The organism is Rhodoferax ferrireducens, assembly GCF_003347515.1.
GTDB lineage: Bacteria > Pseudomonadota > Gammaproteobacteria > Burkholderiales > Burkholderiaceae_C > Rhodoferax.
In genome coordinates, this window is record NZ_QEII01000322.1 from 79,107 (window position 1) to 92,351 (window position 13,245).

Sequence of the window (13,245 nt, forward strand, 5' to 3'; positions counted from 1 at the left end):
ATGACCACCATCACCCTGGTTCCCGTTTCCTCGCTGCGTCCGGCACCGGCGCGTACCGAGGCCCCCAAATTTCACCAACGCTGGCCGGTTCTGGATGTGCAAGCCCTGTATGCGCTGCCCTTCATGGACTTGTTGTTTCGCGCCCAGCAGGTGCACCGCGAGCACTTTGATGCCAATGAAGTGCAGTTGTCGACCCTGCTGTCCATCAAGACCGGTGGTTGCGCCGAGGACTGTGGTTATTGCCCGCAGGCAGCCAGCGCAGACAGCGGTATTGAGGCCAGCAAACTGATGCCGCTGGCCGAAGTCATGGAAGCGGCGCAAGCCGCCAAAGACCAGGGCGCGACGCGCTTTTGCATGGGGGCCGCCTGGCGCAGCCCCAAGGAGCGCGACATGGAGCGCGTCACGGAGATGGTGCGCGAAGTGCGGTCCCTGGGCCTGGAAACCTGCATGACGCTGGGCATGCTCGAAGCTGAGCAGGCCCAGGCACTCAAGGACGCCGGGCTGGACTACTACAACCACAATCTGGACAGTGCCCCGGAGTTCTACGACAAGATCATCAGCACCCGCACCTACCAGGACCGCCTGGACACCCTGGGCCATGTGCGCGAGGCCGGTATCAACGTCTGCTGTGGCGGCATCGTCGGCATGGGGGAGTCCCGGCTCGAACGCGCAGGCCTGATTGCGCAGCTGGCCAACCTCAACCCGTATCCCGAGTCGGTGCCGATCAACAACCTGGTGGCCGTTGCGGGGACCCCTTTGGCCAACACCGAGCCGCTGGACCCGTTCGAGTTTGTTCGCACCATTGCGGTGGCCCGCATCACCATGCCGCGCACCATGGTCCGCCTGTCGGCCGGACGCGAGCAGATGGACGAGGCCTTGCAGGCACTGTGTTTTGCCGCTGGTGCCAACTCCATTTTTTACGGTGACAAATTGCTCACCACCAGCAACCCCCAGGCCGATCGGGACCGCCAGCTGTTCGAGCGGCTTGGATTGAGCGTGCAGGGACAGCGCCCTGCACCGCTGCAGCCAACGGCCTGATGAACGCCGTGCTGACCGGGCCGGTGACGGGCAAACGCATCCTGAGTGATGCGTTTCATGTCAATCCTTACCCGACCTACCAGACTCTGCGGGAACTGCTATCCAGGCAAAAACCGACCCTTTTGGCGCTGGTCGACGAACTGATCTGAGGTACTTGGCTCAGCCGGTGCCGTAATCCCACCCCTTTTCTCGCTGTTTTAAGTGGCGCTTTGAGACAGGAAGGTTGAGCCTGCCTGATCAGGAGTTTGACGACCATGGATATTCAGCGTTTCTGCATCAAGGGAAGTGTATTCGGTGCTGACGACCCGAAATTGCAGGGTGCATTGGCGCAGGTCCACGAGACACCAGAGCGTCCGCGTTGCCTGTGCGTGCCGGGCGGTGTGGAGATGTACGTGGCGCATCACCGGCAATTTGTGGTCAAGCGCATGCCTGAAACGGGGAGTCAGCACCACCCCGGCTGCCCGTCCTACGAACCCGAACTGCAGCAATCTGGCCTGGGCGAACTGCTTGGCGAAGCAGTGCTTGAGTCAGAGGTGGGCACTGTGGAATTGCGCGTTGATTTCCCGTGGACAAGGACTACCGGGCGAGGCGTGCCACGCGGGGAGCCACAAGACGCGTCTGAAATTGAAGTGCCGCGCCGACGCATGAGCCTGCGGGCGTTGATGCACTTTTTGTTCGAGCGAGCAGACTTCAATCGCTGGAGTCCTGCCATGGAAGGCAAACGCAACCAGGGTGTGTTGCACAAGTACTTGCAGGAGGCTGCCGAAGGCATAGTGGTCAAGGGCGTGGTGCTGGCAGAACGACTGTATGTGCCTGAGCCCTTCAGTGAAGCCGGAAAAACCGCAGTTGCCCAGCGGCGTCGCGAGAAGCTCGCGGTCTTGCGGCCACGGGAAGGTCAGAGCCCTCTGGCGGTGGTGATTGGCGAGTTCAAGGCGAGCGAAGTGACACCACTGGGACGCCGGGTATGGATCAAACACATGCCGGATGCGCCGCTGCTGATGGCCGCCAAGGCATGGGAACGGATCGAGCGGGTGTTTGCTCCGCTGTTGGAGGCTCGGGATGCCGACGGGGGGCAGAAGGTACGGTTGATGTTGGTCGCATTGATCCGCGCGCGCCGCGAGCATACCTACGAGATCGATGTTGCGAGCCTGATGTTGGCCAGCGAGCACTGGATCCCGGTCGAAGGCATTCACGAGTTGCCTTTGGTGCAGGCCCTGGTGGATCAGCAGCGGCGTTTCGTCAAACCCCTGCGCTACGACGCCAGGAATGCGGCAAGTTTTCCAAATGCCTTATTGCTGGACGCAGGCGCCTCGCCGGTTCCCTTGCATGTGGTCAGTGCTTATTTGGATCCGAAAGAACAAGCGGCCAAGGCACTTGCTCTGAGAGCGGGTGACGACAAGCAGTGGGTGTGGCATACGAGTGAATCGATGCCGAAATTACCGGTCCGAGCGCGTCCATAGCACACTGGCAAATGCGCAGGCGTTGGGTGGCGCCGTACCAGTAGTACTGGGTCAACCGATGTCGAAACATCGCTTCTTTCGCGCTGCTTGTCTCTGGTGCGTTTCCTGTGTATCCGTGAACATCGTGCTGCTTCGGTTGCCAATGCAACCTCAACCAACCCAACCGCACTTTATGAATCACCAACAGCTAAGCGAGATATGTTTCGAAGAAACCTACACCGTGCCATCCAATCAGACGGCGCGTTCACTGTTCACCCGTTTGCCGCATGGAAAACACTATGCCGAGACGCTCATCGAGTGTCTGGCCACCGGGTACCTGATCGCGGTCGTCGAGTCAATTTGCATCCGGGAGATGCAGCTGCAGATCGATCCTTCGGTGGAGGTGGTTGTTGGCCGAACCATCCACCTTGAGCATTGCGGCCCGATACCGCCCGGTGCAACGATTCGTCTGTTGGGCTGGGTAGAGCGGCTGGGCCAGCGTAGCGTCACGTTTTGCATCAGGGCTTACGACGACCATGAACTCGTTTGCGATGGCAAGGTGACGTTGGTGGCGGCAGACCGTGCGGCGATGGAGTCAAAAATTGCGATCAAGGTGAATGGCCTTCAGAAGGTGGAGGCTGTTTCATAGAAGCTGAACAGCTCGGGCGCAGGTTTCTGCTTGCGAATCGATGAATTGGATGCCATTTGCCCCCGCGCCAAACGGTCGGTTGACACAGTCTCTTTGCGCGAGAGCATGAATCAGCGAGTTGTTTCGCGATTCATGAAGGAGTGCAACCATGTCGAATGCAGTGTTCAAGGTCCATGGCAGCCAGGCAGAGCTGCCCACCGTGCTCGGGCAAGGCCCGGCACGGATTCCCACCGGCGGTAAAATCCGCGCCGGCATCAAGGTTCTGACTGCCAAGGCGGCGGCGCACCCCGATGCCCGCGCCATCTACGAGCGGGGCCTGGCGGCAGGCGAATCGTTTGTCCAGATCGAACAGGCGCTTGCCGCTGCGCTGCCTCAGCTGAAAACCCCGCTAACTCCCAAGAACGTGTCCTGGTTCACGGTGCGTGGCCAGGACTTTGCGAACCCCGAGATCGCCCGGCAGATTCTGGCGGCCCACAGTGAAGACCGAGGGGACGGTTTCAAGCGCCTCTACCGATTCCCGGTGGTGTTCCCCTCCGACTACTGGCAGGTGGTGATGCCCCACGAACTGGCGGCCTGGGGCGCGGCAGAGAAACATTACTGGTCTGAATACTCGCCGGATGGCCGTGTGCGCTACTGCAAACAGCACGCGTCTGTGCCCTTCGACGATACCGGCAAGCGGGTGATTCGGCTGTTCGGCGGGCGCAAAACAATGTTGCGTGAACAAAACGAGGGCTTGTGCGACCCGGAATCCTGCCGCGAATACCAGCTTCGCCAGTGCAACCTGACCGGGCGTTTTCTTTTTTTCATCCCCGGCATCCGCTCGATCAGCGCCTTCGAACTGCACACCAACAGCTTTTACGCCATGAACATGGCGATCCAGAAGTTCGAGACCATCAGCTTTCTGCGCGGCGGGCGCATCTCGGGCTTTCTGGACAGCCAGCGCACGCCGTTTTATCTGACCAAGAAGCTGATGGAGGTGGCGCGCATCGACGAGCAGGGCAGGGCGGTGCGGGTACCGCAATGGATCATCGATCTGGAAGCCCCTGTTGATGTGACGGCGCTGATACGTCAGAACGAGGATGAAGGTGCTGTCATCGTGCAGGCTCGGCAAGCGGCTCAAGTGCTGGAAGGGGCCAAAGGACTGGAAGAAGGTAATGCCGCTGCCAATCAGATGTCCCCAGCGATAGAGCCCGCTGATAGCCCACCCGATGACAAGGTAGCTTGGAAAGACATCGCCGTGAAAGGGCCGACGTTCGAACAGGTCAGTGATCGGGCCAAGTCCTATGGCATCGACCGGATCCAGTACGAAGCCTACGCCGACCAGCGCTGGGGCCGTGGCTGGCGCTTGAATGCTTTCGGTCGCCAGCACGCGTATGACGAACTGGAACGTTATCGGAACGACCCAAAGGGCTATCTCGACAAGATCGACTGCGCGATGCAGGGGCGGGCGTGAGCGGGCAGGAGTCCCTCAACACCGCGTTGGGCTCTGCGCACACCCTTGATGATTTGGAAATCAAGGGGAAGCTGTTGAAGCCTTCACATATTTACCAGACACCAGTTCAGGAGTTCGCCATGATCCGTATTGCCCAGTTTTCTGATCTTCACTACAACGCCAAGAATCTGGTCGAGGCTGACCGCTGCTTCAGCCATGCGGTTGACCGCGCCATCGCCCTGAAAGTGGATGCTGCCGTGGTGTCGGGTGATTCGACGGACCATGCGCTGGATCTGCATTCGCCTGCAGCGGAGCGCCTGGCACGCAACATCCGGCGTCTGGCTGACCATTGTCCGGTGCTGATGCTGCAAGGGACGTTCTCGCACGAACCGCCGGGCACCTTGGCGATGTTCCGGCTACTGGGCGGGCGATACCCGGTGCACGTCGCGGACCGGATTGAACAGGTCGGGCTCACGACGGAGGGTCGGTGGGTGGCATCGGAGGCATGGTGCTTCACATCCCTGCCTGCTGGTTTGTATGCACTGTTTTCTTGCGTGCCGACGGTGAACAAGGCGGTGGTCGCGGCGACCGTGGGTGCCAGTTTGGCGGCGCAAGCGGTGGGTGAGCATCTTGCGTTGTTGCTGCGTGGGTTTGCCGCCAGCAACCAGGTGGCCCACATGCAAGGTCTGGCCACCATCGGCGTGTCGCACGGCACGGTGTTTGGTTGTATCTCGGAGCATGGCGTGCCCATGGCAGCCTTTGACCACGAGTTCACGACCGGCGCGTTGTTTGGCGCGCAGGCTCAAGCCTTCATGCTGGGCCATATTCACCGACACCAGGTTTGGGAGAACCAGACAACCGCGTTGGGGGGACTGGCCGGGCATCAGTGCATCGCATATCCCGGCTCTATTGGACGCTTCCACTATGGCGAGGAGGGCGACAAGGGTTTTCTGTTGTGGGAAATTGCCATGGACGAGGTTCGCTTCACGCTGGAGCCGACACCGGCGCGTCGCACCATTAACATTGTGTTTGAAGGCAAGCCTGACCTTGAGGTGCTGCGCGAAGCCGTCCTACGAGAGGACGTCGCCGGGGCTTTTGTGCGGGTGCGCTGGACCGTGGCCGATGAGGATAGGCACGAAGTGAATCGCGCGGCGATCCAGAAGTTGCTGGAGGGGGCGGCCGAGACCCAACTCGAAGGGCGTATCGTGCCGGTGGTGCGCGTTCGGTCAGCAGGCATCTCCCAACTCGCGAGCCTTGCTGACAAGGTGCGGGCCTGGGCAAAGTCCACGGATGCGAAACCTGACCCACTGTTGGACTGTCTGCAGGCGCTGGCAAGCCAGACACCGGAAGCGATTGCCGAGCGAGCCTTGTGCCGAACCGGGACGCCTGCGCCAGCGGTGACGCCTGATTCGACGTCAATCTCGGATGCGCAATGTCAGTCAGAACTGGTGTTCTGACGGTGCTATCCAGCGTGCCGATGGACTTGAACAAAACCTCCAACGCGAGAAACTGGTTCCGTCATTCTTCAGGAGCACGATCATGCAAATTCTTTCACTGACCCTCAAAGGGTTTCGGGGTATCCGCGATGGCTTGGGCCGCGACGCGTTGAGCTTGGACTTCGAGCGATTGGCCGATGGCGCCGAACTGGTCGCCATTGCCGGGGCCAATGGACGGGGCAAGACCACCGTCATGGACAACATGCACCCCTACCTGACCATGCCTTCGCGCGCCGCCGTGGCGGGGCCGGGCGGTTTTTCATATTACGACCACGTCTGCCTGCCGGAGAACGAGAAGGACCTGACCTGGGCTCACGAGGGCCGCAGCTACCGCTCGCAAGTGGTGATCCGTCTCAATGGTCGGCGCAAGACCGAGGCTTTCCTGTTTGCGCTCAGTGATGCGGGCAGTTGGGTGCCACTGCGGCTGGACGACGGCACCGTCTCTGATGGCAAGGTGGAGACTTACACCCGGTGCGTGGAGGCGATCTGCGGCAGCGCCGATACCTTTTTCACGTCGGTGTTTTCCGCGCAGGGCAGGCGCCAGCTCAGCACTTACCGCAACGCCGAGATCAAGACCCTGTTGGCCGATTTGCTCGGACAGGAGGAAATCCGTACCCTGGGGCAGAAAGCGGCGGAGACGGCGCGGCTGCTCAAGGCCGGGCTGTCGGGGATCCGGCAGGAACTGGCCGGTCTCGACGAGGAAACCGGGCGTGTCGCAAGCGAGCGGCGACGGCTTGACGGCGCATCGGATCGGGTGGCGCAAGGCCTTGCCGCGCGGCAACTGGCACAACATCAGCTGGATGTCGCCAGAGCAAGGCACGCCACGCTGTCGGCCGAGCGTGAGCAGTCGCGGGCCGTCGAGACGCGGCGGGCGCAATGGTTGACCGAGCGCCAGGCGCTGGTCGAAGCGGGTACCCAGGCCATCGCGGCGTTTAAGGCGCAGGATCAAGGCGAGCAGCATCGACTGGAACGCTTGGTGCAACGCATCGCGAATCGGCTGAGTCAGGAATGCGTCCGCAGGAAGGCCTTGCAGTACACGCAGCGGCAGTGCCGGGCGGTGCTGGATGCGGCGGTGGCGGTCGGGTATGCCGCCGCGCGCTTGCCTTTGGCCGAGCGTGTAGTGTCATTGCGCACCGCGCAGACCTTGACCTGTCGTCAACAAGCCCAGCGTCTGACCCAATGCCAAGGGGCCGAGCGTGTCGCTGCGCAGAAACTGGCGGGTATTGAGCGCGAGGCCGGCAAGGCGGTGCTGCATGCCGAGGAACTGGCCCACCGCTTCGGTCTGACGGGCGAGGTGCCGTGTGTAGGAACCGACCTGCAGGGTCAATGCAAGCTGCTGGGGGATGCGCGAGAGGCCCAAGCCTTGATCCCGAGTGCCAAGGCACAGACCACCCGGTTGGCGCAGGAACGGGCGCAGGTGCAATCGGAGTTGGCGACTGTCCGTCGCGAGCGTTTGGGACTGGGCGATGTGGCGCAGGCGCTGGCGTGGGCTGAGCACCGGGGCCATAGAGCCCGGGAGCGTGCGTCGCGACTCGCCGTGCTGGCGGCCAAGTCAGGCGAGATGGCACAGGCGCGCACCACGCTGGCCAGCGCCGAACAGGAACTGGTCGCACTGCAGCAGTGTCATGCCGACCCGTCGCACGCGGCCGAGACGTCCGACGAGCAGACCGAGCGCCAGCAGATTGGCGCGGCACGGCAGGCCGTTGCCCAGCAATTGGAGCGACAGTCCCAGCATTTGCGGACCGGGCTCGATCGGCTGGACGACGCCTTGGCCGCGATGCCTGTGCCCTACGACGACCAACAACTGGCTGTGGCCGTCCAGGCCATGACTCAGGCCGAAGCGGCGGTCGCGGCAGCCGAGCACTCACACTTGGCCGCTGTGCGGGAAGCGCAGCAGGTCGAGACCTTAGCCCATCAGGCTCAGACCCTCGCTGGTCGGCATCTGGAGCTTGCGTCGCGCATGGCCCGTGTGGAGGCCGAACTGGGCGGCTGGAACCTGTTCGCGCGTTGCATGAGCAACGACGGCTTGATTGCCCTGGCGATTGACGACGCCGGTCCGGCCCTGTCGGGACTGACCAACGACCTGTTGCTGGCCTGTTACGGTCCGCGTTTCACCGTGTCCATCCATACGCTGGTGGAAACGGGTAAGGGCGAACAGCGGGAAGGTTTTGACATCGTTGTGCACGACGGCGATTCGGGTGAAAGCAAGAGTGTCGGTTTGATGAGTGGAGGTGAACGCGTTTTCGTGAATGAATGCCTGACCCGGGCTGTGGCCCTGTACCTGGCCCAGCACTCCGGGCGGCGCTATGCGACGCTGTTTTCTGACGAAGCCGATGGGCCACTGGATTCTGAGCGCAAACGCATGTTCATGGCGATGAAACGGGAGGTCTTGCGCCTGGGCGGCTACTCACGGGAGTTCTTCGTGTCGCAGACGCCAGAGCTGACGGCCATGGCGGATGTGGTGATTGACCTGGATGCGCAGATGGTGTCGAAGTATGCTGTGGAATGCGCGGCCGTTTGAGGCAGTACTTTCATATTGGACCCGCCTTGCTTTTGGCAAAATACCTGCAACTATTCCATCAATACATCTCGGTGACAGAGGAGCCAGTTTGACACCTGAACGTTTTCATACGCATTCCGTGGGGCCGGATGAAGCGGCCCTGCGCGCTGCATTCCTCCAATGCAGCGCGCTGATGCAGCAGCGCCATGGCGCGACCATGGGTCTGGCGGTTCACAACAAAAGCAATCTGGACGGCGTTGTGCGCACCGTCTTCGGTGACAGCGTGGTCAAGGTGCTGGACCGGGATAACAAGCTGGACCTGAAAGGGATCACGATCCATCTGCTGACCGAGAAAATCCAACTCCGCAAGCTGGAAGGTCCGGTCGTGGCTGCCTTCGTCAACCCCCACAAGCTTGACAAGATCGTGTCAAGCGCAGGGGTCACCGATATTGTTTTCGTGCCATGGGCGGAGGAGGAGCTTCCAATCTACCTGGCAGCACATCCCTCGTCTCAGGAGATTTATCGCTCGCCACCGCTTGATGGGTCGATAGCCGACGCGGTATAAACGATTGCCAACTGCTTTCCGCAAGGGCACTCTACTGGAAAATTCTCGGTTCGATCGTTTCTCCCCGCATGAATGCGATGTAGGCGCAGGCTTTGCCCATGTCTTTGAACCGGGCAATCACTTCATTGAGATGAATGACGGCCCAGGGGTTCTCAGGAATGTCCGATGGCTGCAAAATGAGCTCTGGCTCCCGGTAGGCAGGGTGACGGTACAACGTCCGCCCCGACTTCCAGTCGATGATGTGAAGCACACAAGCCGTGAGGATGGCGCTACCGCCTGACTCACCGTCTTCCATCAGCAGTGGCACCTTGAGACTACCACCCGAGCGGCCAATCTTGCCGACCACGTCATATTCATTCAGCCACGGTTCTCCGGTGCGGGTGTCGCCCAACACGAGTCGCACTTTGCCGCCGGTCTGATACCGAGATTCAAGAACGGTGGCAGCTTGGGGATCCGTTCCCGGGTCAAAGTAGGTCTGCTGGGTCAAGGCTGACTGGGACCACGCCGAAACTGCTTCTTCGTATTTCCTGTACCCGGCGAGTGCCGCGTAGTCGCTCGGGGTGAAAGACAAGTCGGTCCGGTTCAGGCGCTCAGCAATCTGGTTGGCATGGTCGCGGGCATTGTCGAAACCAAAACAACTGTAGCCATAGTCGGTGGCGATCACGTACAGTTTCTGCTCAGGGTTGAGGGTCACCTGTGGGGTTGGGCGTTCCTTTCCCAATCGGGTGTTGTCATGTTGCATACATTACTCCAAAAGAAGCAGGGCGTCGGCCTTGCAGCGCGACGCCCTGAGGGACTTGAGGCCACCTTTCGGGGGCCGATACGATTCATCCGGCCAGCAGCACCTCGGGCGGCTGGTTAATGTGGTGCCGGACCATGCAGTTTCCAGCATGGAACAACTGGTCCAGGTACACCGCTTCCAACAGGCTGTCGGGTACCTTGATGCCCAGTTCAATCAGTTTGTCCGACACCGTGTTGATATCGGTCCAGTCGCGCTGGGGCTCGTGCAGGCTGCTGTAGAGCACGCATTCCTCGCCGACCTGAGGGGCATCCTCATGACTCAGCACTTGCAGAAAAAGATCGTTCAGCGGCCGGTCATAGCCGGCGACCACCACGACTTCATCGCCTTGGTAGCGTGTGCGGACAGAATGCTGACTCACAACGCGTCTCCTGGGGTGTCAAAGACTGGCAAGCCATCAATGACGGCTGAATCGGCATCGAATTTCAGCCAGACGATACCGGCCAGTTCCGCCGCTTCAAAGACGGCCGCCAGGTCGGCTTCCGTTGGAATGTCGTAGCGCGGCGAACCGACGTAAACAAAGCCGCCATGTGCGGTGGGATAGGCATTGACCGAAAGGTCATTGCTGATCAACCTCTGGCGTGTGGTTGGCGTCAAATGCGCACTCGACAGCGCTGCCAGAGGCTCGGCCTGCTGGCGCAAGCTGGTAACAGTGGCTTCATTCATGGGGGCCTCCTTGGGGTTGGGTTGATTGGATCGCGGCCCGGCGGGCACGGGATGGACGGTTGAAGTCCATCCCGCAGGCCCGGCAGCGAAACCAGCGCCGTTGGCCGAGTGGGCCAAGCAAAATCCCAAAGCCCGGACACAGGGGGCAACGGGGTTGTGTGGATGCAGGCATCGTTTCTCCTTCAGAAAATAGAAGGGCTCGCCAGGCCCCTATGAGGCAGCAAGCCCCTCGGGGGAGTAATTTTTTGGTGGGAACGCAGGCCAAGGTGTCAGATCAGGCCACGTTCCGCAAAAGAAAGCACGGTGTCGCCCGCCACGATCAAATGGTCGAGCACGCGCACGTCCACCAGGCTCAGCGCCGTCTTCAGCGTTTGCGTCAAGAACTCATCAGCGCGGCTGGGTTCGGCATGCCCACTCGGATGGTTGTGGGCGATGACCACGGCGGAGGCGTTCCGGGCAATTGCACCTTTGACCAGTTCCCGCGGATAAACGCTGGTCTGGGTCAAGGTGCCCCGAAACATCTCCACCGCTTCGATCAACTGGTGTTGCGCGGTCAGGTACAGCACCAGAAACACCTCATGCTCCAGGTTGGCGCAGTGCAGGCGCAGCCAATCGCGCAGCGCTTGCGGCGAATGCATGACCGGACCGGTACACATCTGAGCCTGCAGGTCACGCAGCAGCAATTCGCGGGCCACGTCAAGTTTGTGGGTCAGCGCCGAATCGTTGGCGGCGACACCGTGGTAGCCAGCTTCGGTGTCACCGACATGGGGTGCGGTATCAAGAAAATCCAGGACCGGAGGCGCGAGCAACTCGCGCACCAGATCGGCGCGGGAAAGAAAGGAAGGATTCAAGGCGTTCTCCTCTATAAACAGAAAAGCGGAAACGCCGATCCCGAGGGGAACAAGGTTCCCGCTCGGGATGCACAGGCCAGGGCATGCGCGGTTGATAAGGCAGGTGTCGACTGCGACGCCGGCCAGAGACCGGATGGGCACTCCGCGATGGAATGCACAGGGATCACCCGCATAGTCTGGCGCGGAGAAGGGCTGCGTTCAAGTGGGGGCGCCACGACACCACCTGCAACTGTCATAAAAGATCGGGTGATTTCGGTGGCGTATGCCAGGGGTCACTTTTCTGGCATCGGCCCTGTTCCATGGACGCGACGTGGCGTTTCAGATGGGGTCGCAATTCACAGTGGAGGGACACTTGCCCGCGACTGGAGTAATGCTGGAAATATCTTTTGAGCTCACCACAAAAATCCAGAGATATGCGGGTCAAATTCGGCCAAGATACCGGCCAAACCCATTTGTTGGGCATGACTATGATTCGACTCAACGACCAGATTCGCTTGACCCGCAAGGAAATCGAAGTTTTTACCAAGATCACCGACATCGAACCGGTGGGCATTCGCACGCTGGGTGACCTGGATGCTTATGTCGCACGGTGCAAAGCGCATTACTGGGGTGTTTCCGAGCAAACGGAGTTCATCCACTGGCTGATTGATCGGGAATATCGCCAGTGCCGCCAGGTTGCATAGCGATTGCGGCCGGAAACTGCTATGGTGCGACTCAAGAGTGCACAACACTTTTTGCGACGGCCTCTGAGAGGAATGCGGAATAGCGATCTTTCTTCATGCAAGTCAAATATCCACAAAATCAGCGGGAAGGCTTGTTTTTCGAGTGCTGGGTAAAGAATAGCGTCTCGAAATACTTTTTCAGTTTGCGCCAATTCCATTTACGGCTCGTCCGCTACGCATTTAGCTCGGATACACGCAAAAGACTCCCTGATTTCAGTCAGTCAGAGTTGATGTGCCAATGGCCCATGGCGACCACCACGGGAGTCATTTTGAATTGCACCCCTTAGCAGTCATTGAACGCTCCTCAATGCTCCCGAGCGAATCGTTGACTTGGCGAATGGGGTTCAACATTCGATCAAAGACATCAGACCTTGACCGAACCATGCCAGTCGCGCCCCTAAAAGAAATAGTGTGCCCATCACGGCAAGGCGGATAATCCTGATTCGAGGCGTCGTGCAAAAACTCGAAGTCAGGGAGAAAGTAAGTGAACAATGCAGAATTTTGGAACCAGACCGTCTTCCTGGCTCTGAACGCCCGCCCGGGAACTGCGCACTGGATGCTGGCTACAGCGGAGGCGGTTGCCAACGGTTTGATTTACTTGATTCCAATCGTGCTAACGGTGCTGTGGTTATGGGGCGGCCATCGCCAGCGGGCGGTCGCACTCAAGGCCTGCATTGTCGCGGGCCTCGGGCTTGGTGCAGGCCAGTTGATTGGACTCACTTGGCCGCACCCACGCCCTTTCATGATCGGGTTGGGGCATACCTGGATGCCGCATGCGGCTGACGCATCGTTTCCCAGCGATCACCTGACGGTGTTCGCCGCTGTCGGTCTTTGCATGCTGCTGGACGGAGAGTTGGTACTTGGTCTCGCGTTGCTGGCGGCGGGGCTGTGTGTGGCGTGGGCGCGGATTTTCCTGGGTGTCCATTTCCCGCTCGACATGTTGGGGGCGGCTGGCATCGCCGCCATCATGTATCTGCTCGTCACGCCGGTCTGGCACCGCATGGGTGGAGGCGCGACCCGGCTCGTTGAGTTGGTGTACGAGAGAGCGATGGCCTGGCCGATCTCTCGGCGCTGGGTGCGTCCGTAGC

14 protein-coding genes are annotated in these 13,245 nt (G+C 60.4%); 10 read left to right on the forward strand and 4 right to left on the reverse strand.

Annotated elements, in window-relative coordinates; all coding sequences use genetic code 11:
- The 8 genes from bioB (at position 1) to C5P05_RS29650 (ending at position 9,119) form a co-directional block, all read left to right on the forward strand.
- Positions 1 to 1,038 carry a biotin synthase BioB gene (gene bioB / locus C5P05_RS29620; protein WP_114973464.1) on the forward strand — a complete coding sequence of 346 codons (1,038 nt, stop codon included), beginning with the start codon at positions 1 to 3 and terminating at the stop codon, positions 1,036 to 1,038.
- Entirely contained in the window at positions 1,038 to 1,187 is a 150-nt protein-coding gene (locus tag C5P05_RS33925) for a hypothetical protein (RefSeq protein WP_157979484.1), read from the forward strand. The genes bioB and C5P05_RS33925 overlap by 1 nt, the downstream gene beginning before the upstream one ends.
- Positions 1,188 to 1,292: 105 nt before the next feature.
- Positions 1,293 to 2,498, forward strand: coding sequence for a DUF1173 family protein (locus tag C5P05_RS29625; protein WP_114973465.1), 1,206 nt, complete (start codon positions 1,293 to 1,295; stop codon positions 2,496 to 2,498).
- A gap of 115 nt (positions 2,499 to 2,613) precedes the next feature.
- The gene (locus C5P05_RS29630) at positions 2,614 to 3,126 is read left to right on the forward strand and encodes a thioesterase family protein (protein WP_232834717.1); all 513 of its coding nucleotides are present in this window, start codon (positions 2,614 to 2,616) and stop codon (positions 3,124 to 3,126) included.
- Between the two features lie 148 nt (positions 3,127 to 3,274).
- Positions 3,275 to 4,579 carry a hypothetical protein gene (locus C5P05_RS29635; protein WP_114973467.1) on the forward strand — a complete coding sequence of 435 codons (1,305 nt, stop codon included), beginning with the start codon at positions 3,275 to 3,277 and terminating at the stop codon, positions 4,577 to 4,579.
- A gap of 119 nt (positions 4,580 to 4,698) precedes the next feature.
- Entirely contained in the window at positions 4,699 to 6,015 is a 1,317-nt protein-coding gene (locus C5P05_RS29640) for a metallophosphoesterase family protein (RefSeq protein ID WP_198674908.1), read from the forward strand.
- 82 nt (positions 6,016 to 6,097) lie between these two features.
- Positions 6,098 to 8,575, forward strand: coding sequence for a DNA repair protein (locus C5P05_RS29645; RefSeq protein WP_114973468.1), 2,478 nt, complete (start codon positions 6,098 to 6,100; stop codon positions 8,573 to 8,575).
- An 88-nt stretch (positions 8,576 to 8,663) separates the two neighbouring features.
- The gene (locus C5P05_RS29650; protein ID WP_198674909.1) at positions 8,664 to 9,119 is read left to right on the forward strand and encodes a hypothetical protein; all 456 of its coding nucleotides are present in this window, start codon (positions 8,664 to 8,666) and stop codon (positions 9,117 to 9,119) included.
- Positions 9,120 to 9,150: 31 nt separating this feature from the next.
- On the opposite strand, the gene C5P05_RS29655 is transcribed toward C5P05_RS29650, so the two are convergent.
- The 4 genes from C5P05_RS29655 to C5P05_RS29670 form a co-directional block, all read right to left on the reverse strand.
- A complete protein-coding gene (locus C5P05_RS29655; protein WP_114973470.1) occupies positions 9,151 to 9,861 on the reverse strand; it encodes a hypothetical protein in 711 nt (236 codons plus the stop codon).
- A gap of 85 nt (positions 9,862 to 9,946) precedes the next feature.
- A complete protein-coding gene (locus tag C5P05_RS29660; RefSeq protein WP_114973471.1) occupies positions 9,947 to 10,279 on the reverse strand; it encodes a hypothetical protein in 333 nt (110 codons plus the stop codon).
- Entirely contained in the window at positions 10,276 to 10,584 is a 309-nt protein-coding gene (locus C5P05_RS29665) for a hypothetical protein (RefSeq protein WP_114973472.1), read from the reverse strand. The genes C5P05_RS29660 and C5P05_RS29665 overlap by 4 nt, the downstream gene beginning before the upstream one ends.
- Positions 10,585 to 10,853: 269 nt before the next feature.
- Positions 10,854 to 11,435 carry a JAB domain-containing protein gene (locus C5P05_RS29670; protein WP_114973473.1) on the reverse strand — a complete coding sequence of 194 codons (582 nt, stop codon included), beginning with the start codon at positions 11,433 to 11,435 and terminating at the stop codon, positions 10,854 to 10,856.
- Positions 11,436 to 11,902: 467 nt separating this feature from the next.
- Between C5P05_RS29670 and C5P05_RS29675 the strand changes: the two genes are divergently transcribed.
- Entirely contained in the window at positions 11,903 to 12,118 is a 216-nt protein-coding gene (locus tag C5P05_RS29675; protein WP_114973507.1) for a hypothetical protein, read from the forward strand.
- 523 nt (positions 12,119 to 12,641) lie between these two features.
- Complete coding sequence (locus C5P05_RS29680) at positions 12,642 to 13,244, forward strand: undecaprenyl-diphosphatase (RefSeq protein ID WP_232834718.1); 603 nt, start codon at positions 12,642 to 12,644, stop codon at positions 13,242 to 13,244.
- Position 13,245 lies beyond the last annotated feature (1 nt).

Bases quoted from the DNA above. Each gene is read 5' to 3' on its own strand.
- bioB (WP_114973464.1), top strand. From the start codon at position 1: ATGACCACCATCACCCTGGTTCCCGTTTCCTCGCTGCGTCCGGCACCG.
- C5P05_RS33925 (WP_157979484.1), top strand. From the start codon at position 1,038: ATGAACGCCGTGCTGACCGGGCCGGTGACGGGCAAACGCATCCTGAGT.
- C5P05_RS29625 (WP_114973465.1), top strand. From the start codon at position 1,293: ATGGATATTCAGCGTTTCTGCATCAAGGGAAGTGTATTCGGTGCTGAC.
- C5P05_RS29635 (WP_114973467.1), top strand. From the start codon at position 3,275: ATGTCGAATGCAGTGTTCAAGGTCCATGGCAGCCAGGCAGAGCTGCCC.
- C5P05_RS29640 (WP_198674908.1), top strand. From the start codon at position 4,699: ATGATCCGTATTGCCCAGTTTTCTGATCTTCACTACAACGCCAAGAAT.
- C5P05_RS29645 (WP_114973468.1), top strand. From the start codon at position 6,098: ATGCAAATTCTTTCACTGACCCTCAAAGGGTTTCGGGGTATCCGCGAT.
- C5P05_RS29655 (WP_114973470.1), bottom strand. From the start codon at position 9,861: ATGCAACATGACAACACCCGATTGGGAAAGGAACGCCCAACCCCACAG.
- C5P05_RS29665 (WP_114973472.1), bottom strand. From the start codon at position 10,584: ATGAATGAAGCCACTGTTACCAGCTTGCGCCAGCAGGCCGAGCCTCTG.
- C5P05_RS29675 (WP_114973507.1), top strand. From the start codon at position 11,903: ATGATTCGACTCAACGACCAGATTCGCTTGACCCGCAAGGAAATCGAA.